The organism is Ruegeria sp. CDSC021 (genome assembly GCF_059610845.1).
The window spans coordinates 47,013-67,405 of sequence record NZ_JBXWOK010000005.1 but is presented as its reverse complement, the minus strand read 5'-3'; the positions used below and the strand labels follow the sequence as shown (position 1 = coordinate 67,405).

The 20,393-nt window shown below is 55.5% G+C and carries 18 protein-coding genes; 10 read left to right on the top strand and 8 right to left on the bottom strand.

The genetic code is table 11. The annotated features are described in order from the left end of the window. The first annotated feature begins 26 nt into the window (after positions 1 to 26). The 5 genes from pepN (at position 27) to AC2FGB_RS10015 (ending at position 6,646) form a co-directional block, all read left to right on the top strand. Positions 27 to 2,636 carry an aminopeptidase N gene (pepN, locus tag AC2FGB_RS10035; protein WP_496693942.1) on the top strand — a complete coding sequence of 870 codons (2,610 nt, stop codon included), beginning with the start codon at positions 27 to 29 and terminating at the stop codon, positions 2,634 to 2,636. Next, complete coding sequence (locus AC2FGB_RS10030) at positions 2,633 to 3,061, top strand: hypothetical protein (protein ID WP_496693943.1); 429 nt, start codon at positions 2,633 to 2,635, stop codon at positions 3,059 to 3,061. The genes pepN and AC2FGB_RS10030 overlap by 4 nt, the downstream gene beginning before the upstream one ends. 177 nt (positions 3,062 to 3,238) lie before the next feature. Beyond that, a complete protein-coding gene (locus AC2FGB_RS10025) occupies positions 3,239 to 4,450 on the top strand; it encodes a hypothetical protein (protein ID WP_496710122.1) in 1,212 nt (403 codons plus the stop codon). Between the two features lie 70 nt (positions 4,451 to 4,520). Then, positions 4,521 to 6,032 (top strand): Asp-tRNA(Asn)/Glu-tRNA(Gln) amidotransferase subunit GatB, encoded by a 1,512-nt coding sequence (gene gatB / locus AC2FGB_RS10020; RefSeq protein WP_271950243.1) that lies wholly within the window; start codon positions 4,521 to 4,523, stop codon positions 6,030 to 6,032. Positions 6,033 to 6,214: 182 nt separating this feature from the next. Further along, complete coding sequence (locus AC2FGB_RS10015; RefSeq protein ID WP_496689727.1) at positions 6,215 to 6,646, top strand: DUF4177 domain-containing protein; 432 nt, start codon at positions 6,215 to 6,217, stop codon at positions 6,644 to 6,646. Positions 6,647 to 6,698: 52 nt separating this feature from the next. Here the strand turns inward: AC2FGB_RS10015 and AC2FGB_RS10010 are convergent, their stop codons facing one another. After that, entirely contained in the window at positions 6,699 to 7,781 is a 1,083-nt protein-coding gene (locus tag AC2FGB_RS10010; RefSeq protein WP_496689726.1) for a glycosyltransferase family 4 protein, read from the bottom strand. A gap of 262 nt (positions 7,782 to 8,043) precedes the next feature. Then, positions 8,044 to 8,298, bottom strand: coding sequence for a BolA family protein (locus AC2FGB_RS10005; RefSeq protein WP_142634975.1), 255 nt, complete (start codon positions 8,296 to 8,298; stop codon positions 8,044 to 8,046). A gap of 108 nt (positions 8,299 to 8,406) precedes the next feature. Here AC2FGB_RS10005 and AC2FGB_RS10000 point away from each other — a divergent pair, with 108 nt between their 5' ends. After that, positions 8,407 to 9,033, top strand: a complete 627-nt coding sequence (locus AC2FGB_RS10000; protein ID WP_142634977.1) for a J domain-containing protein — start codon at positions 8,407 to 8,409, stop codon at positions 9,031 to 9,033. 5 nt (positions 9,034 to 9,038) lie between these two features. On the opposite strand, the gene AC2FGB_RS09995 is transcribed toward AC2FGB_RS10000, so the two are convergent. Then, positions 9,039 to 9,941 carry a Hint domain-containing protein gene (locus AC2FGB_RS09995; RefSeq protein WP_142634979.1) on the bottom strand — a complete coding sequence of 301 codons (903 nt, stop codon included), beginning with the start codon at positions 9,939 to 9,941 and terminating at the stop codon, positions 9,039 to 9,041. Positions 9,942 to 10,559: 618 nt separating this feature from the next. On the opposite strand from AC2FGB_RS09995, the gene cobS reads away from it, so the two are divergent. Continuing rightward, positions 10,560 to 11,543 carry a cobaltochelatase subunit CobS gene (gene cobS, locus AC2FGB_RS09990; RefSeq protein ID WP_496690879.1) on the top strand — a complete coding sequence of 328 codons (984 nt, stop codon included), beginning with the start codon at positions 10,560 to 10,562 and terminating at the stop codon, positions 11,541 to 11,543. 93 nt (positions 11,544 to 11,636) lie between these two features. Here the strand turns inward: cobS and AC2FGB_RS09985 are convergent, their stop codons facing one another. Further along, a complete protein-coding gene (locus tag AC2FGB_RS09985) occupies positions 11,637 to 12,458 on the bottom strand; it encodes a hypothetical protein (RefSeq protein ID WP_496693945.1) in 822 nt (273 codons plus the stop codon). 461 nt (positions 12,459 to 12,919) lie between these two features. Between AC2FGB_RS09985 and cobT the strand changes: the two genes are divergently transcribed. The 3 genes from cobT to AC2FGB_RS09970 all read left to right on the top strand — a co-directional run bounded on the left by cobT (position 12,920) and on the right by AC2FGB_RS09970 (position 17,039). Continuing rightward, a complete protein-coding gene (cobT, locus tag AC2FGB_RS09980; RefSeq protein WP_142634986.1) occupies positions 12,920 to 14,797 on the top strand; it encodes a cobaltochelatase subunit CobT in 1,878 nt (625 codons plus the stop codon). A 53-nt stretch (positions 14,798 to 14,850) separates the two neighbouring features. Beyond that, the gene (locus AC2FGB_RS09975; protein WP_496693946.1) at positions 14,851 to 16,632 is read left to right on the top strand and encodes an aminopeptidase P family protein; all 1,782 of its coding nucleotides are present in this window, start codon (positions 14,851 to 14,853) and stop codon (positions 16,630 to 16,632) included. 65 nt (positions 16,633 to 16,697) lie between these two features. Then, on the top strand, positions 16,698 to 17,039 hold the full coding sequence (locus tag AC2FGB_RS09970; RefSeq protein ID WP_142634990.1) for a DUF427 domain-containing protein: 342 nt from the start codon (positions 16,698 to 16,700) through the stop codon (positions 17,037 to 17,039). 340 nt (positions 17,040 to 17,379) lie between these two features. On the opposite strand, the gene AC2FGB_RS09965 is transcribed toward AC2FGB_RS09970, so the two are convergent. The 4 genes from AC2FGB_RS09965 to AC2FGB_RS09950 all read right to left on the bottom strand — a co-directional run bounded on the left by AC2FGB_RS09965 (position 17,380) and on the right by AC2FGB_RS09950 (position 20,359). Then, positions 17,380 to 17,661 (bottom strand): hypothetical protein, encoded by a 282-nt coding sequence (locus AC2FGB_RS09965; RefSeq protein WP_282021446.1) that lies wholly within the window; start codon positions 17,659 to 17,661, stop codon positions 17,380 to 17,382. A gap of 119 nt (positions 17,662 to 17,780) precedes the next feature. Beyond that, positions 17,781 to 17,993, bottom strand: a complete 213-nt coding sequence (locus AC2FGB_RS09960; RefSeq protein WP_281972780.1) for a hypothetical protein — start codon at positions 17,991 to 17,993, stop codon at positions 17,781 to 17,783. Between the two features lie 48 nt (positions 17,994 to 18,041). Beyond that, positions 18,042 to 19,163, bottom strand: a complete 1,122-nt coding sequence (locus AC2FGB_RS09955) for an alanine/ornithine racemase family PLP-dependent enzyme (protein ID WP_496693947.1) — start codon at positions 19,161 to 19,163, stop codon at positions 18,042 to 18,044. After that, complete coding sequence (locus tag AC2FGB_RS09950; protein WP_496693948.1) at positions 19,160 to 20,359, bottom strand: N-acetyltransferase DgcN family protein; 1,200 nt, start codon at positions 20,357 to 20,359, stop codon at positions 19,160 to 19,162. Before AC2FGB_RS09950 ends, AC2FGB_RS09955 begins: the two co-directional genes overlap by 4 nt. Positions 20,360 to 20,393: the final 34 nt, after the last annotated feature.

Here is a 20,393-nt window from a genome sequence, read left to right as displayed (position 1 = left end):
TGATACCAACCCATTCGAGGCCACCGATGCGCGACGCAGCCCCCACGACGATCTTTCTGAAAGACTACACACCGTTTGGTTATCTGGTGGACAGCGTACATCTGACCTTTGATCTGGCCCCAAATGCGACCCGAGTGACTTCGCGCATCGCCTTCCGGCCCAATCCTGATGCCTTAGACCGTCAGTTTTTCCTGCATGGTGAGCAACTGAAACTGATCCGTGCTACTGTTGACGGGGTTGAGATCACTCCAGACGTCACAGAGACCGGCCTGACAGCGGTTGTTCCCGACGCGGCATTTGTCTGGGAAGCCGAGGTCGAAATCGACCCAGGCAACAACACTGCGCTTGAGGGGCTCTACATGTCGAACGGCATGTATTGCACCCAATGCGAGGCCGAGGGGTTTCGCAAGATCACCTTCTATCCCGACCGGCCCGACGTGATGTCGATCTTCACCGTACGCATTAATGGCGCGTTGCCGGTTCTGCTCTCGAACGGCAACCCGACCGGCAAGGGGGATGGCTGGGCCGAATGGAATGACCCCTGGCCCAAACCCGCCTATCTGTTCGCCCTTGTCGCAGGCGACCTGATTACACATCCCGGTCAGTTCACAACCAAATCGGGCCGCAAGGTTGAACTGAACCTGTGGGTGCGCCCGGGCGATGAGGGAAAATGCGCCTTCGGTATGGAGGCGCTGAAGAAGTCGATGAAATGGGACGAGGACGTCTATGGCCGCGAATACGACCTGGATGTCTTTAACATCGTCGCCGTCGATGATTTCAACATGGGGGCGATGGAAAACAAGGGTCTGAACATTTTCAACTCGTCCGCCGTGCTGGCCAGCCCTGAGACATCCACCGATATGAATTTCGAACGGATCGAGGCGATCATCGCGCATGAGTATTTCCACAACTGGACTGGCAACCGCATCACCTGCCGCGACTGGTTTCAACTGTGCTTGAAAGAGGGTCTGACGGTGTACCGCGATGCGCAGTTCACCTCGGACATGCGTTCAGCCCCGGTGAAGCGCATCCACGATGCCATAGACCTGCGGGCGCGCCAGTTCGCCGAGGATAACGGCCCGCTTTCACATCCGGTGAGGCCAGAGAGCTTTCAGGAGATCAACAACTTCTACACCGCGACGGTCTACGAAAAAGGCGCCGAGGTGATCGGCATGCTGAAACGTCTGGTAGGTGACGAGGCCTATGCGCAGGCGCTGGAGCTGTATTTTGATCGGCATGACGGTCAGGCCTGCACCATCGAGGACTGGATCAAGGTGTTTGAAGACACCACAGGTCGCGACCTGACCCAGTTCAAACGCTGGTACAGCCAGTCTGGCACCCCGCGCGTATCGGTGACCGAAGAATGGACTGATGGCATCTACACCTTGACGCTGAGACAGCGCACCGACCCGACCCCCGGACAGACAGAAAAACTGCCGCAGGTTATCCCCGTTGCGGTCGGGCTGATCGGCGCGAACGGGGATGAAACCATGCCCACAACCATTCTGGAGTTCACGCAGGAAATCCAAAGCTTTGCTTTCGAATACACAGTAGAAGGCTGGCGCTTGCAGGGTTGCGAAGGACCGGAACGCGTGTCCGGTGCCAATCCGCCCAAACCCACGGCCTCAATCCTGCGCGATTTCTCGGCCCCTGTGATTCTGGAACATGACCAGAGCAGCGCTGAGCGGGCCTTTTTGCTGGCTCATGACAGCGACCCGTTCAACCGCTGGCAGGCGGGGCGATCTTTAGCCGAAGACACGCTGATCAAGATGATCTTGACGGATGCGGCACCGGAAACGGATTATCTCGATGGCATCCTCGCCGTATTGCGCGACAGCGATCTTGACCCGTCTTATCGCGCCTTGATGCTGGGGTTGCCGTCCCAATCTGAACTTGCTGCGATGATGCATGAACAGGGTGTCACGCCCGACCCGATGGCCATTTGGACCGCTGTTGAAACGCTGAGGCAGGTAACGGCCCAGCACGTTCAGGATCTGCTGCCCCGCCTGCACAGCGAAACCAGCATCGAAGCCCCCTTTAGCCCGGACGCAGAACAAGCTGGCCAGCGGGCTCTGGGTGGGGCCGCACTGGCGTTGACCTCACGGCTGGACGGGGGTGCAAAAGCGGCCGAGGATTATCAGCGCGCCGATAACATGACCCTTCAGCTTTCGGCTTTGTCCTGCCTGTTGCGTGCGGGCAAAGGGGAACAGGAACTGAACGCGTTTTATGACCGGTGGCAAGATGACCGGCTGGTGATGGACAAATGGTTCGGCCTGCAGGTGGCGATGTCAGCCCCGGCAGAGACTGCAGATATCGTAAGCCACCTGACCGGGCATCTGGATTTCAACTGGAAGAACCCGAACCGTTTCCGGGCTGTTCTAGGGGCATTGGCGACGAATCACGCCGGTTTCCACCGTGCTGATGGAGCTGGTTATTCTCTGCTGGCGGACTGGCTGATCAAACTGGATCCGGTCAATCCGCAGACCACGGCGCGGATGTGTTCGGCATTCCAGACGTGGAAGCGCTATGACGCAGATCGCCAGGCCCTTATCCGCAACCAGCTGACCCGCATCGCCGAAACGCCAGACCTTTCACGGGACACGACCGAAATGGTGACGCGCATCCTGAACGCATGACCCCCTATTCCTATACACGGCATAACAGGTCACCGCAGGTCATCGCAATTCTACTGTCGGTCTATGCCGCGCTGGCTGTGTTGGTCATCGCCTTTGATGCCGTCTGGTGGCTGATTGGCCTGCTGGCCCTGTTCACCCTGCCCGCATTATGGGACTTTGCACAAAACACCCGTTCGGGGCTCCGGCTGGATCAGGATGGGCTGCGGTGGTTCTCGGGGCGGCGCGAGGCTGGCGTAAGATTGAGCGAAATCGACCATGTGCGTCTGGATACACGCTGGGATTTCTCGGTGCGCATGTCGCTGGTGCTGACCTCGGAAAAGCAGATTCGCCTGCCCGATGAGTCGACCCCTCCGCATAAGGAACTCGAGTCCCGCCTGAAAGAGGCTGGTCTAAAGGTTGAACGGCATCATTTCGGCCCATTTTGAAACGATCCCGAACCTCAGGGCACATTGACCGGAACAAAGCGACAATAAGACGGTTGTAGCTTGAATTTGAGCCAAATAGAGGCCAGTCTTTAAAGCTAGGTTACGATTTTTTTTGTTTCGAGTGTAAGCATGTTCCGGTTTCTGATGGCCCAAAAGGCCCGCGTTCCACATCCATCCTTGAAAATTGCGTCAGATTTCGACGCGGCCGATGCAGTGCTGGCCGCTGCTCTGCCAGATCAGGGTTCGGTAAATATCCCCGTCGCAAATGTCTCGGCCGATGAACTGATCGGTCAGGACGTCATCGAACTTGGCCGCGATCTGGCCCGTCAGGATCGGTGGGCAGACCTTTCTGCAAAGATGCGTGCCGCCGATGACGCACGCGAAACTGCGCCCGATGGGATGCCAATCGCGGATTTGCTGGCATTCGGCGCTCGGTCCGATGTGGTGCTGGCGGCCGAACACGCTCTGTCCGATTATCGGGCATTGTCAGACTATGATCTTCTTGGCGGAATTTCTGAGCTAGAGGATGAAATGCGGGCGCATGAGGATGATCCGATGATCGCCCTTGTTGTGGCTATGGCGCATATTGACCTGGCCTGGGCGTGGCGTGGCACTGCGACAAACGCAGTTCTTCCCCCCTTACACCGGTCTCGCTGCACCGCCCATTTCGACCGCGCGGCCGATATCCTGCCAAAATGCCGCGAAGCCGCGCCCAACAATGTGCTGGTTGCGGCTGTTGGCTGTGCTCTGCTGGCAGGTCAGCGCAAGTCCAATCTGCGCGTGGCTGATCAGTATGAACAGTTGATTACGTTGGACCCGCATAACCAACGCCATATGCGTGCAATGGGCACTCATCTGCTGCCACGCTGGTTCGGCAGCTATGAAGAGCTTGAGGTTCAGGCCCTGCGCAATGCAGCCCGTACCCATGACCTTTGGGGCGCCGGTGGCTACACTTGGGTCCAGTTTGATGCCATCGCCCTAGACGACGAAGCCTGCGCACGGCTGGATATCGAATACTTCCTGCAGGGTTTGCACGATATACTGCGCAACCGCCCCGACCAGCAGATGGTCAATATGCTGGCTGCCTATTGTGCGATAACCATCCAGAACGGCCCTGGGGGGAATGAAAAGGCCGACGCGGTGCGCGCTCAGATCCACGACGCGGCCAACTGGCTGATCCGTGATCACCTGACCGAACTGCATCCGCTGATCTGGGCCCATGCGGCACAAGGGTTCAATAACTCGGTCCGCATCAACTCGCCCGAACGGTTTGCAGCCCGCGGGCACCGCGATGCGTTGCGGGCAATCGGCGACCTGTTTCGCGAGGAACTGCGCAGCGGCATGGATGTGACCTTTACTCCGACAGGGTTGCACCTGTCCGGACACTGATTCCCCCTTGCCCCTTTGGCGCGCCGAGCCTAATACGCAGGCTTAGACTTCTGCGGAAATGAGGCGCGCCATGCTCGACTTGACATACGAAATGCCTAAGCCCAAAACCATTGCCGGGGCCAAGCACGATTGGGAACTGGTCATCGGGATGGAGGTGCATGCGCAGGTCTCGTCCAATGCCAAGCTGTTCTCGGGCGCATCGACCCAATTCGGGGCCGAGCCGAACTCGAACGTGGCCTTTGTGGACGCGGCAATGCCGGGGATGCTGCCGGTGATCAACGAATATTGCGTCGAACAGGCCGTGCGCACCGGGTTGGGCCTGAAAGCCGATATCAACCTGAAATCGGCTTTTGACCGCAAGAATTATTTCTACCCCGACCTTCCGCAGGGTTATCAGATTTCCCAGCTTTATCAGCCTATTGTCGGCGAAGGTGAAGTTTTGGTCGAGATGGGCGACGGCACCGCGCGCATGGTGCGGATCGAACGCATCCACATGGAACAGGACGCGGGCAAGTCGATCCACGACATGGACCCGCATATGTCCTTCGTCGACCTGAACCGAACCGGTGTTTGCCTGATGGAGATCGTCAGCCGCCCCGACATTCGCGGCCCGGAAGAGGCCGCCGCCTATATCGCCAAGTTGCGTCAGATCCTGCGCTATCTGGGCACCTGTGATGGCAACATGCAGAACGGCAATTTGCGGGCAGACGTGAACGTCTCGATCTGTTTGCCGGGGGCCTATGAAAAGTATCAGGAAACACAGGATTTCTCGCATCTTGGCACCCGTTGTGAGATCAAGAACATGAACTCGATGCGCTTCATCCAGCAAGCCATTGAGGTCGAGGCCCGTCGCCAGATCGCCATCGTCGAAGGTGGTGGCAAGGTCGATCAGGAAACCCGCCTGTATGACCCGGACAAGGGCGAGACGCGTTCGATGCGGTCCAAGGAAGAAGCGCATGACTATCGCTACTTCCCTGACCCTGACCTGCTGCCGCTAGAGATCGAGCAGGCCTGGGTTGACGACATCGCCGCCAACCTTCCCGAGCTGCCTGACGATAAAAAAGCGCGTTTTATCAGCACGTTCGGACTGACGGACTATGACGCATCGGTGCTGACTGCTGATGTTGAATCGGCTGCCTATTTCGAAGAGGTCGCGCAGGGTCGCAATGGCAAACTGGCTGCAAACTGGGTCATTAACGAACTGTTTGGCCGCCTGAAAAAGGAAGATCACGAGATCACCGACTCGCCGGTTTCACCTGCACAGCTTGGCGGTATCATCGACCTGATTTCCTCGGACGCGATCTCGGGCAAGATTGCCAAGGACCTGTTCGAAATCGTCTATACCGAAGGCGGAGATCCGGCGCAGATCGTCGAAGACCGCGGCATGAAGCAGGTGACCGACACTGGCGCGATCGAGGCCGCTTTGGACGAGATCATCGCCGCCAATCCGGCACAGGTCGAGAAGGCCAAGGTAAACCCGAAACTGGCCGGCTGGTTCGTTGGTCAGGTAATGAAGGCGACTGGCGGCAAGGCAAATCCCAAGGCCGTCAACGAGCTGATTGCCAAGAAACTGGGATCGTAGATCTTTCGGTTTTACTGATTTCGGCGGCGGGACTTTAGCCTTTGCGCAAAGTCCCGCCGCTTGTCATTTGTGGCACCAGGCCCGCACCAGCAGATGTGCCGGAATTCGCCCGCCGCGCTATGATGACTTTCCCATTGTGATCAACCTGCTAGATTACCCGGAACTTACAGGTAGGAATTCCGATGCCCCGCTACGAATACAAAGTTGTCCCTTCCCCCCAAAAGTCTGCCAAGACCAAGGGTGAAAAGTCAGCCGAGGGACGTTTCGCTGCTTCTATTGAACAAGTGCTAAACCAGATGGGGCAGGATGGCTGGGAATATCAACGCGCCGAGTTGTTGCCCAGCGAGGAACGCTCCGGCCTGACTGGCAGCACCGTGAACTGGCGCAATGTGCTGATATTTCGCCGTGAAATTGATGTGCCTGTTGCCCCGACACCTGGCCCGACCGAAACGAAGGATGGCGTTGCTCTTGCTCAACCTGTTCCTGGTCCCGATACCGTTCAGGCCCCGGCCCCCATTGCGGAACAGGCCAAAGAGCCGCCTTTGTCGCTGAAAGGTGCTGAAACAGAAAAATCGGAAGACGAAACTGCAGAGACTGAAGGTCAAAAAATCTGATTGCCCCAACCGGATCTGTCAAAAACAGCTGTCAGGAGTAGCGTTTTGAATCTCAGCTCGTGACGTCGCGAATTAGCGTGTCCCATTGGGCAAAGACCTGATCCGGGGACAGATCGGCCTTTAGCGTAGGTGACACCTTGGACATCTGCGCCCTGAGGTCGGGTTCATGGATCAGCTTCAGCACTGCCTGTTCCAAACCACTGACATCGTTGACGGGAACCAGATATCCGTTCCGTCCGTTTTGAATGAACTCTGACGGACCGTAATCGCAATCGAAAGACACGACCGGTATCCCGCTGACCGCCGCCTCAGCGACGACATTGTGAAACCCTTCGAACCGCGAGGTGGCTACCAGAATGTCCGCACGCTGCGCCCATTCCCCGACCTCGATCGTATTGCCGGGCAGCCGAGCAACCGACTGTAGCCCCAGATCATCGCGCAGTTTCTGCAGATTTTCCCGCTCGCTGCCCTCACCATAGATAATCAGCCTGGTATCTGGAGCTTGGGAATGAATGCGCTGCATCGCCTGCAGCAGCATATCGAACCCCTTTTGCCGAACGAGGCGGCCAACCGCGACCAGTTGCACACCCCGCCTCGTGCCAGAGGATTCAACTCGCTCAAAGGGGAGGATCGGGTTCGGAATAACCATCCCCTTCTTGCGCAAAGTGAAGGGAAGATCCGCCAATCCGCGATGTGTCAGCCCGACAACCTTTGCTGCCTTTATCCCCGCAATCCCCTGAAGCGGTGCCCAAAGGGGATGTGCGTCCTGTCGCAGCGGATTATTGCGTTCAGAAATGATAACGGGAATCCCGGTTCCAACGCTGGCCAGAAGAGTCTGAACATTCACCTTGGTCAGGAATGAGATTACAACGTCCGGTCGAAATTTCTTTATGACAGAGCGGATATGCGCAATACGTGACGCCTGTCCCGTCACCTTTTCTGCAACGCTGAGTTCAACATTGAGATGCATCGGGAAATAGGGACCATCGGTCGGCATCTGAAAACCGGTAACGTGAACAGCACAACCGCGCCGGGCAAAATGCCCTGAAAGCATGGCTATTACTTTCTCTGCCCCCCCAGGCCCAAATCCAGCCTGCACAAAAAGAACTCTCAAAACCAAATACCTGAAAAACATCCCGTCAATGGAGGGTAGATTAGGGCCCGCGTTCGAGCAACTGTTATGCATGGAATGTTTTCACATTCAGACTGAATTTCCTGATTTGTTGCAATCACTGCAAGAAACCGGTCGAAATCACCAAAACACCGAAAAATTACCGGCCGGCTTTCACCTATCCAACCCGCGACCCTGTGCCAATCTCTGAACGATCACGGCAAAACCCGCGAATTGTCTTCGCTGCAGGGGTGCGACCGTTCCGGGCCGCGTGACAAAAGCCTGCCTAAACACCGATATCCAATGCCAAAGCATGGATCCGCGGCACGATATCTCCAAGCGCCTTGTGCACTGCGCGGTGGCGGGCAACGCGAGATTGCCCCTCGAATGCAGCCGCGCGGATTCGGATGTTGAAATGGCTTTCACCACCTTCTTGGAATCCGGCATGCCCGCGGTGGCTTTCGCTGTCGTCAACGATTTCAAGCTCATGTGGATCAAACGCCGATTGCAGGCGGCTTCGCATTTCTTCGGTCACGGTCATTTTTACGCTCAGCGGCAAAAATATTACCGCCCCCCCTCTTCTACTTTCGGCTGCTTAGACTAAACTGCTGCCTCCGAGTCGAGAAGATGCGTTCTTAAGGATCATAGCATGACGAAATCAGACCCATTTGGATTCGATATGTCCGTCTCCAGCGCGAAGAAAAAAAACCCGCGTGGACGGCGTGGTATGTCTGGCGCGTCTGAAACTTCGGTGCGAATCTGTGACCATGAGGGCTGTGAAGAGCCTGGTAAATTTCGGGCCCCGAAAGCACCGGATGTTTTGGATGATTTCTTCTGGTTCTGCCAGCAGCATGTGCGCGAGTATAACCAGAAATGGAATTTCTTCGACGGCACGACCGAGGCCGAAATGAATGCTCAACAGTCTAAGGACAAAGTCTGGGAGCGTGAAACCAAACCCATGGGCGATCCCGAGGCACGTGCCTGGGCCCGTTTGGGAATCGAAGACCCGCACCAGGTGCTGGGCGCGAACAGTACCCAGAACAAAGGGCGCACTACAGGCGGAGGCGGCCGCCGCCTGCCCCCAACCGAACGTCGCGCTATCGAGATTCTGGAAGCCAATGACAGCTGGTCCAAGGCCGAAATCCGAAAGACCTATAAAAAGCTGATCAAGGTGTTGCACCCCGATATGAACGGCGGCGACCGGTCGCAGGAAGAGCAGCTGCAAGAGGTTGTCTGGGCCTGGGACCAGATCAAGGACAGCCGGAATTTTAGGTAGTGGGTTCAGTGCGCGAACGTATCGCGTAACGCAGCAGCTTCGGGGCGTTTTAGGCAACGTACGCGCGTTTGCTCAAAAGCGGGTGCCGCGTTTCGCAGTTCGGGAAATAGCTCACGGAGTTCCTCGGCATCTTCCCGATCGAAGGACATCACCGCCATTTCACCTAAAAACAAACTTTCAGTTGGCAAACCATTCGACAACAGTATCGCGTGGCGACAGCAAGCAATATGGTAGTATGTAACGGGATCATAAGTATTTACTTGGCGAATTGTATGATCGTTAACGAGATGAACTGCCGCGGCGAAAACTTTTGGCTCTCCAAACAGCAACTCTGCGCGCCAACCCTCCACGACAATCCTATGTTGTGGAGAAACGTACAAATCTCGGTCAGGCAGTCCTTTTCCGAATGCACCTTTCTGAATGCAAACCGGACGTAACTGGGGGTTTCGCTTCAAAGCTTCTGCCTGCAGGGTCTTCTCTCCGATCCACTCGATGCGTAGCAGTTCACCACTGGAAGCACGCACTTTGTCACCAACAGCGAGTTCCTCAACAGCGCGACAGCCACTTTCAGTTTCAATCAATGTCCCTTTCACGAAACACGGCACCGTTCCAGCGGGCAACCTAACGGTTACCCCAATCGAGGCATTGTTGCCATTTCCAGGCCCGCTGGAGGCTCTGACGATCAAACTCAGAGTTGTATTTGGGGGAACAATAACCCCCGGCTGCAGGTCCACTGTTAGTAAACCAGCACTGGAAATCGTAACCGAGTAATCTGAAGGGGAAAGAAGTCCGTCATCTGTTACAGATACAAACCAAGACGCTGGCTTGCTGGAGTTGTAGTCCACAGAAAATGTGTCCGTGTTCGGAGGAAAGAAAATCCTCGTTGGACCGGTAATTACTAAAGCCATGGCAACCTTTTACTTATTACTTAAACTAAGTCCAAAATAGTGTACCACCTCCACAACACATTTCAATATCTGCACGTGACGAGCCGCAAGTTGTGACAATTTCTTGTGGCATTTGCCCGAGGTCACTTTCCCGTTCGCCGAAAGTGTTGCCCTGCCTAGTTTCTACACGTCCTTAGGATGACGCTGAATCCAGAAACTGCCATCTCGACGTCTGGTATTGCCAACTGACAGTTCTGGCTCGCGACTAGCAAAGAAATCTGCTGTGTACTTGAGCAACTTGCAAAAAACCCCATGAGACCATTTTTCATATGTCTGATAAGGTCATTTTCAACATTTGGATTATTGAATACTTACCTGCATACAGCATTTCCGACACATGGATCGGCATGTGCGTCCGAACAGGCCGCAGTGCCTTTGTTGACAAACGCGGCTTGACCTGCACCTGGTACGCGTCGCGACCAAGGATCGCCCGCGCGTCAATAGGGCCAGTTTGAAAGAAAAACCTGCTCACCTTTCCAAGGGGGCCGCTTTCCCTTGCCCTTATCTGCAATATGTTGCACCACACACGGGTTCAGAAGCCCGCGCGGGGGCCGCGGTATCAGGATAAGGACGACAGGCATGGATTGGCCGATTGACGCAAACGCAAAACCAACAGAAGAGATTTCGGTCCGAGATGTGTTCGGCATCGATTCTGACATGCAGGTCAAACGCTTTTACGAACAGACAGAACGGGTTCCCGAGATCGACCCGACATATAAGTTCGACCCAGATACGACGCTGGCAATCCTCGCAGGGTTTACCCATAACCGCCGCGTGATGATTCAGGGTTATCACGGCACCGGTAAATCGACCCATATCGAACAGGTTGCCGCACGCCTGAATTGGCCGGCTGTGCGTGTGAACCTCGACAGCCATATCAGCCGGATCGACCTGATCGGCAAGGACGCGATCAAACTGCGCGACGGCAAGCAGGTCACGGATTTCCACGAAGGAATTCTGCCCTGGGCTCTGCGTAACCCTGTTGCGATCGTCTTTGACGAATACGATGCCGGGCGCGCAGACGTGATGTTTGTGATCCAGCGCGTTCTGGAAACCAATGGCAGCCTGACCCTGCTGGACCAGAACGAGATTCTGACCCCGCACAAGTATTTCCGCCTGTTTGCCACCGCCAATACTGTTGGCCTGGGTGACACGACCGGCCTGTATCACGGCACACAACAGATCAACCAAGCCCAGATGGACCGTTGGTCTCTGGTCGCGACGCTGAACTACCTTAGCCATGACGCAGAAACGATGATCGTTCTGTCCAAAGCGCCGCATTACAACACTGCCGAGGGCCGCAAGATCGTCGCTCAGATGGTCACCGTTGCCGATCTGACTCGGACTGCATTCATGAACGGTGATCTTTCGACCGTGATGAGTCCCCGGACCGTGATCAACTGGGCGCAAAACGCCGAGATTTTCCGCAATGTCGGCTATGCTTTCCGCCTATCCTTTCTGAACAAATGCGACGAGCTGGAGCGCCAGACAGTGGCCGAGTTCTATCAGCGGTGTTTTGACGAGGAACTCCCGGAAAGCGCTGCAAGCACCAGCTTGGGATAACAAAATATACGGAACTTCCGGGGGCTTGTGCGTGGCATAGGCTTTCGGAAGCTCTGGCAGGGCCACATCATCAAAAGCTACGAAAGCTAGCCTTTATGCATTATTGGCCAAATGTGCCTGTGCAACTTCTTGAGCCGCATCTGGAGCCAGCAGTCCATCGTCGTCAAGTTTCCAGATTCCAATGTGATTGTCACAGAATTCGCGAAGATGACCGCGTTTACTGACGTCTTCCGCCAATTTGGTTAAACTATCCGCCGCTTCTGTGAAGTTATGCATGGCATAATCATCAAAGTCCTGGGTTTTCCACGGCCGATCATCGCCGAAATGAAACGTCAGACTGACATTCTTGAGCATCAGCATTCGTTTCGAGTGCGCAGCGAGATTGAATAGCATTGGCTGTATGACCCCAGACATCCCGAGGCAGGAATCTGTGCGGACAAATTGATCGAAAACTTCTTTGGAAAAAACAAAGCAGTCGAAACCCGGATGCTGCATACCGACCTCACCCATAGACAGGGGGTCATGGGAAAACCCATGCGCATCGCCAAATGTCCGGCGATTGATCGTGATGGCATCGAAACCACCCGCAATAAGCTGACGTACCGCGCCATAAAAATAGGGCTGAAGACAAATATCTGCATTAGTGTAGATTACAAAATCTCCGGGTTTAGCAACGGATGCACCCTTTTCCAGAATATCAAACAAAAGTGGCAAAGGCCGAGGAATTCGAAACGTTCCGACATCCAGAACCGTGCGTTCCAGTTTTGTCGCAACTTGCAGGCCGTAATGGGCCTGAATCAGATCTTCGTCCCCATGCACCGGAACCTGCACCAAAGTTGTTTCACCTTCACCAGCCAACGGATCTGATTTGGCAGTCACCATGCTATCCAACGTAGCGCGCTGGACATCATTCATCGCTCCGTCGACAGAAAAGAAATTGACGATATGCACTAGGTTGATTGGGTCAGGATCTTTGTATTTGGGATCGAAAACGTGAACTATCTCACTCAGCGGCGTTGAGGGTGACTGACAGAAAACATTCTCGGCTAACCAGCCCGAGGGCTGTGATTCTATGGTCTGTCTTTTGATCCCGAACAATTTTCGAAATTGTCTTCTGAGTCCCATAAAACCGTCCCAAACAAATAACTATATCACGCGTTCGTGTACCGTTCGTTTTGCATTGTACTGACGGAAAAGTCACCCCCAGTTAGAATCACAGGCCACGCAGAAGCCGGGCGTTGCCTCTTTTCTACAGGTCCGGCGTTTTTGCAATTCGGGCGTGCCGCTGATTACCCGGAAAACAAGGCCGACCCTATGGTCAAGACCTATGATTGGCTCTAGGTTGCCCGAGTAGAACAAGACCGGACCTGCCACCGATGAGCAAACCCAAAGACAACCCCGCTGATCCGTTCAAGAAAGCTCTGGCCGAAGCCACCAAAGTGATGGCCGACGATCCGGAACTTACGGTGAGCTATACGGTCGACCCGTCGGGCCTGTCGGGTGAGTCGATGCGGTTGCCTCAGGTCTCGCGGCGCATGACGCGGGAAGAGGTTCTGTTGGCGCGCGGGACCGCGGATGCTTTGGCTTTGCAGCGACGCTATCACGATGATGCTACTCATAATCGCTATGCGCCTCCAGGTGACATGGCCCGCGATCTGTACGAGGCGATGGAGGTTGCCCGGTGCGAAGCGATGGGTGCGCGGGACATGCCAGGCACTGCGTCAAACATCGACGTCAAGATCGGGCACGAAGCGATCCGGCGTGGGTATGATCAATGCAAACAACCAGCTGACGCGCCTCTTTCGGTGGCCGCCGGCTATCTGATCCGGCATCTGGCCACTGGTCGCGACCTGCCGCCTGCGGCTGACAATGTCATGAACCTGTGGCGCGGGTTTATCGAAGATCAGGCGGGGGGCGTACTGGAGAACCTTGACGAGGTGCTTTCGGACCAGGCCGAATTCGCCAAGTTTGCACGCCAGATGATCAAGGATCTGGGCTATGGCGATCAGCTGGGCGATGACCCGGATGAGCTGGACGAAGATCAGGAAGATCAGGCCGAAGACGACGCCGAAGAACAGCCCGACCCCGACAGCACTGGTCAGGATGATCAGGACGAACAGGACGCGGATGCGACCCCTGAGCAGTCACAGGAAGAACAGCAGGATCAGTCTCAGGCCCAAGTCTCCATGGATGAGATGGCCGAGGATGAAATGGGAGAAGAGGCCGAGATGCCCGAGGGCGAGGCCCCGCTGGAGCCGCCTGCCCCTCCGCCTGCATCCGATGCTGATCCCGACTATAAGGTCTACCTGAGCACCCATGACGAAGAGATCGCCGCCGAGGATCTGGCGGAGCCCGCTGAGCTGGAACGCCTTCGGGCCTATCTGGATCAACAGCTAGAACCGCTGAAAGGCGCCGTCAGCCGTTTGGCCAACAAATTGCAGCGCCGGTTGCAGGCGCAACAGAACCGCAGCTGGGAGTTCGACCGCGAAGAAGGCATTCTGGACGCCGGCCGTCTGGCGCGTGTTGTTGCAAGCCCAACCACACCGCTGAGCTTTAAGGTCGAGAAGGATACTGAGTTCCGCGATACGGTGGTGACGCTGCTGTTGGATAATTCGGGCTCGATGCGCGGGCGACCTATTTCGATCGCGGCGATCTGCGCGGATGTTCTGGCACGCACGCTGGAACGCTGCAACGTCAAGGTCGAGATTCTGGGCTTTACCACGCGAGCGTGGAAAGGCGGGCTGGCGCGCGAGGCCTGGCTGAACGATGGCCGCCCACAGCAGCCCGGTCGTCTGAACGATCTGCGCCATATCATCTACAAAGGCGCGGATGCCCCGTGGCGACGCGCCCGACCCAATCTGGGGCTGATGATGAAAGAAGGTCTGCTGAAGGAAAATATCGACGGCGAGGCGCTGGAATGGGCGCATCGCCGGATGACGGCACGGCGCGAGCAGCGCAAGATTTTGATGGTAATCTCGGACGGGGCGCCGGTCGATGATTCAACGCTCAGCGTGAACCCTGCAAACTATCTGGAAAAGCACCTGCGCGATGTGATCGGGATGGTCGAAAAGCGCAAGATGGTGGAATTGCTTGCCATCGGCATCGGCCATGACGTGACCCGGTATTACGACCGCGCCGTGACCATCACGGATGTCGAGCAACTGGCCGGAGCCATGACCGAGCAACTGGCCGCTCTGTTTGACAGTGATCCGCGCGCACGAGCGCGGGTGATGGGAATGAAGAGAGTAGGCTGAATCGCCTTTTCCATAACATGGCGTCGCGCGCTCCAAACTGATAGAGGTATGACATGTTTCAGTCCTTCGCCGTGACCGCACGGCCGGAACAGGGCCCGCCTCGGCTGGCCGATCTGCGGACCGAATTGACACGCGATGAGTTGGACGGTTTCTTGGTCCCGCGCGCAGATGTGCATCAAGGCGAGTATGTGGCCCCGCGCGACGAACGGCTTGCCTGGCTGACCGGGTTCACAGGTTCGGCCGGGTTCTGCGTGGTTTTGGCAGATAAGGCCGGCGTCTTCATTGACGGACGTTATCGCACGCAGGTCAAAGCGCAGGTCGCCGCCGATTACACACCTGTTCCATGGCCCGAGGTCAGCCTTGCCGCGTGGCTAACGGAACAACTCCCGCAGGGTGGTCGGGTTGGCTTTGATCCGTGGCTACATTCGGCGGGTCAGATCGCGAAAACGCAGACCGACCTTGAAGGACGAGATATTACACTGGTGCGCAGCGACAATCTGGTGGACCGGGTTTGGTGGGATCAACCCGATCCACCAATGAACCCGGTAAAGCTGCACCCGATCGAATTCGCGGGCGAAAGCGCAGACAGCAAAATCGCGCGTCTGGCGCAGTCCCTGCAGGACGCGGGCTGTGGCGCAGCGGTGATTACCCTGCCCGACTCGATCATGTGGTTGTTGAACATTCGGGGCTCCGATATCGGGTACAACCCGGTGGCGCATGGGTTTGCTATACTGCATGCGGATGGCCGCGTGGATCTGTTCATGGCGCACCAAAAGCTGAACGTGGCGATGGCCGATTCAGTCACAGTTCATGCGCCGGACACGTTTTTGACGGCTGTCGCAGCGCTTGACGGTAAGGTTCAGGTTGATCTTGGTACGCTGCCACAGGCAGTGGCCGATGTACTAGAAGGGCAGATGGTCGATGGCGGCGACCCTTGTGCGCTGCCCAAAGCCTGCAAGAACCCTGCCGAAATCGCAGGCAGTGCCGAGGCACATCTGCGCGATGCTGTCGCTGTGATCGAAACGCTGTGCTGGCTGGATGCGCAAGCCGCTGGCGATGTTACGGAAACGCAGGTGGTCACTCGGCTTGAGGAGAACCGGCGCAAGGATAATGCCCTGCAGGATATCTCGTTCGATACGATTGCAGGGACAGGACCCAATGGCGCGATCATGCATTACCGGGTGACCGAGGAAACCGACAGCCTGCTGCAAGACGGTCATATCCTGGTGCTGGACAGCGGCGGACAATATTTGGATGGCACGACTGATATTACCCGGACCATTGCTATCGGCAATGTGGGTGAAGAAGAAAAAGCCTGCTTTACTCGCGTGCTGAAAGGCATGATCGCCATGTCTATGCTGCGCTGGCCTGCCGGGTTGGCTGGACGTGATATCGAATCCGTGGCGCGTATTCCCCTATGGGCAGCGGGTCAGGACTTTAATCACGGTGTCGGGCACGGCGTCGGTGCCTATCTGAGTGTGCATGAGGGCCCTCAGCGTCTGTCCAAAGCCAGCCATGAGCCCTTGCTGCCGGGCATGATCTTGTCGAATGAGCCGGGTTACTACCGCGAAGGTGCGTTTGGAATCAGGATTGAAAACCTTTTGGTGGTGCAATCTGCCCCTACCCTGCCCAGTGGTGACGCGGAACGTCCCATGTTGGAATGGCGCACATTGACCTATGTCCCTATCGACCGACGCTTGGTTCTGACCGATATGCTGACGGCAGTCGAACGCGACTGGCTGAACGCATATCACCGCGAAGTTGCCGAAAAAGTTCGACCAAGGCTGGGAGATGACGCCCAACTGTGGTTGGATGCCGCAACCGCACCGATCTGACACCGCATCGTTACATATACCGGGCAGTGGACAAGCGGGAAACCGGACCAGAGGAAAGAGCAAAGATGACCGAGATCACCATTCGCAAGACACCAGGCAAATGGAGCGTCCGTTCAGGAGGCGCCATTCTGGGTGAAACCACAAATGCTCTGGAATTGCTCGAGGGCGATCTTGATCCGGTCATCTATTTCCCTCGTACCGATATCGCGATGGCATTTCTGGATGTTACCGACAAGGTCACGCAGTGCAAACACAAGGGCCAAGCCACGCATTTTTCGATCGTCAACAAATCCTCGGTCACTGAAAACGCTGCTTGGAGCTATGAAGACCCGATCCATTCTGCCTTAGACATCAAAGGCCATGTCGCCTTCTACCCGCTTGATTCCGTGAAGGTCGAACAAATCTGACGTATGTCCCAGATGCGCAATACCTCTACTCAATCTAGTTGTTGCACAATATGAAAGGCCAGATCGCTTTGGCCTTCACGTCAAAATCTGGCTCGAAGTAAGAGAACGATCCTTTACGCTGGATACCACGAAAGTATCAAACGAGCCCGACCTGCACCTTGGGATTTCTCGCTGCGCCTACACTAAAAACTGCTTTTTTCCGGTATTCATGGCGCAGTTTCTTGGCAAAACCCACGCCCAAAATGGTCTGTTTTTCTGGCACCAAATAGATTTGCTTTTTGTCGATCTAATGCCGCAATCAATGTGAGTTTAGAGAGTTAAACTGAAGCCTGCTCAAGATCTAAAACTCATCAAATTCCGGAACATTTCCAAGCCTAATGATGAAGCTCGGCGCCCCGACCTCGCCACTGTTCGGGTCCTCACTGACCATGTAGGCATCAGCGCCAGCGCAATCGTCGGATAGCGCTTCCCTTTCTGCTCTGTTTTGTGCCTCTGCTGCCGTGGAATATTCAAATTGCTTGCCAATTTTCAAGCTTCCTTGCCCTCCGCGACCGGGCTTATTTTCCACATATGTCTGGCAGATATAGTGAATTTTTTCTGAGCTCTCATCTGAGATTGTCATGGCAGTATCCGTAAAATGAGTATGGGTGCGATTGATGCATGGGAAAAAAAATGCTCGCTAGCCGCTTTGTTCGTGTTTCGATCATTCCAGTCGCGCAAAAAGAAGGGGCGACTATCCTGTCACCGCTTTTTGACGGGCTTCGGCGGACAGGCTTCAGATAATGTATTCGCATCCCTTTCGAGCCGAGTTTTGCGGAGCCGGGCATTCTTGATCTGTCTTTGCTCTGCTTCTTCGTTGACCATTTCTCTAACGATCCGCGTTGTTTTGTCCATCGGTGTTTCCGCCTTGGGAACGTGTGCATTGAAGACAGTTTTTTTTGTCAGCTTTGCCAATGGTTATTCTCCTAACCGTTTTCAACGGTGCATTTATCAGTTGAGTGTTCAAATCGATGCCAGGTGATTGCCTGATCCTTGAGAGACATGCGCGTGTCGTGAATGACTGCCACGGAGCAGCTTTGTCTTAACGTCAGGAGCGGACATAGCATTCATCAATGCACTATAGTTCATTTGGAACTTCATTTCCGATCCTACGCTTTGCGTCGAATGGTAAGTGCCAACGACAAGATGATCGCTTGTTGCACCGATAAACCTGTATCCAGGGGGCATCGAAAGCCCCAAAATGTCCGTATCTTGCTGACCAACGGCCAGAATTATTTGTGTGCTCTGTCCGCTTTTCGGGACGAGGTGAAGTCTTTTGAATACCGGATCGCAGATGCTCTGAGGGTGAGATGCAGGTTTGGACCCTGTTTCAATTACCTCAGCGACAAGCGTGAATGCATCCGTATACATCCCGCCTATCTGATCTCCGGAAACCGGATCAACGCCCAGAAGTATTGCTTCCCCCAGCCTTAGATCATTGATGCGACAAACTGGGTGTCCGCCGAGGGCCCAAGGAAGGTTGGCCGAGTTTCCGCCAGATACCGTGTGAAGGAAGGGACCACACTGCCCCTCTGTTTCATTCGCCAGGTCAGATAGGGCCTCCATATCTGCAGCATTCGGGGCAATTCCCCCCAGACATGCAAAGTTCGCTCCGATGCCTTTCAGTGTAACGCCGGGCATGTCCACCACTTGCTGTGCAACCGAGCCGAGGTCCTTTGGCATGATCCCTTCGCGCAGATCGCCCATCTCAACCATCAGGATAATGCCGTGAATGCAGTCTCTTCGGATCGCGGCGGCGGCCAGAGCGGTAATCACGAGGATTTCTGTATTGTAGCTCGCCTCACAGTATTGGATGACCTGATCGACCTGGCTCAGCGTTGGTGTACGGATCAATGTGATCGGGCATGTCATGCCCGCGTTGCGTAACCTTCGCACGTTACTAAGCCGCGCTTCCGCAAGCCCCACAGCGCCGCCGTCGAGCATTGCCTGAGCGATGGCTGGATGCCCGCACACTGCCTTGGTCACACCGGTGACACCGATGCCGCGTGTCTTGAGGCGCTCGACAACAGTCTTCGCATTGTGACGTATCTTGCTCAGATGCACCTCAATGCGAGGGGTACTCATATCGCAGCCACGGGTGTCGAGTGATGTAACCCAGGGTAAGCGGCAACAACCATTGCAAGCAAATGCGAAGCCGGCCGGCTGAGTACATCCGTTACCGGCAGCCCGAGTATTTGTGACTGTGCAGCGATCGTGTCGGTTACCTCGGCCTCGGACATCCCCTCATGATTGAGCGTGACACCAATGACCTTTGTGTCAGCAAATGCTTCGATAAGGGCAATCTCACTTGCAGGCTTGGGCATCGGCATATTGGGAAAGTCACAGCGATGCGCGCGCTTTGGAGCGTGCTGGAGGATTACGGCGTCCGGCTGGCTGCCCCGCAGGATAAAGGCGGATGTGCAGAATGCCGGATGGCTCAACGCGCCTTGACCTTCGATCAATATGACATCGGGTCGTTCAGACTCGGAAGCGTCAACGATCGCGCCTTCAAGTTCGCCGCAACAGAACTGCGGCGGTACGGCATCCATTGCCACCCCATATTTTGCACCCTGCATCAAACCTGTCTGGCCCGTACCAACAAGGACAGTCTTGATACCCCTTGCGTTCAAGGCACGGGCTAAAACAGTCGCTGTTGTCCGCTTTCCGATGGCGCAGTCGGTCCCAAGAACAGCTATGCGCAGTGCTTTCACACCTGCAATACTTCCATCGAACAGGCGCATATCCTTGCTGGGTTTGGGTTTGCGAATATCTCGGATGGTGACTTTGCGTTCGACCGCAAAAGAGGCGATTTCTGGATCATCGCCCAGATATTCATGCAATCCACTGACGATGTTCATACCAAGTGAAATCGCGTCGAGAACAACGTCACGATCTGTCGATGAGAGCCTGCCCGTAGATGGTGCCATCCCGTAAATGAGGGTTTCTGGGATTACAGCTTCATGGACAACAGCAGCGTCCAGACTTCTGAAGACCGGAATGTGGTTTACAGTATCGTCAAGAACCAACCCGCTGTCTTTGCCGTCGTGATCGCTATCGATGACAGACAGGATCCTGTAGGCCTCTGAATGGCGAACGAGGCCATTTGCAGTTTTGCCATCCGCCTTGGCAAAGTTACCTTGGCAATAGACAATCGCAGTTGGCGGCAAGATGATCTGAGTGGCAGAAGTTGATCTTATGGGTTCGTCGCTGGTAAATGGCGGCGCCTGCGCCCCGCTAACAGGACGACGGATCGTGTTTGCCACGTTAAAGTCGGTTTTCATGATGTTTCCTTTGTGTGGTCGACACCCAAGGCAA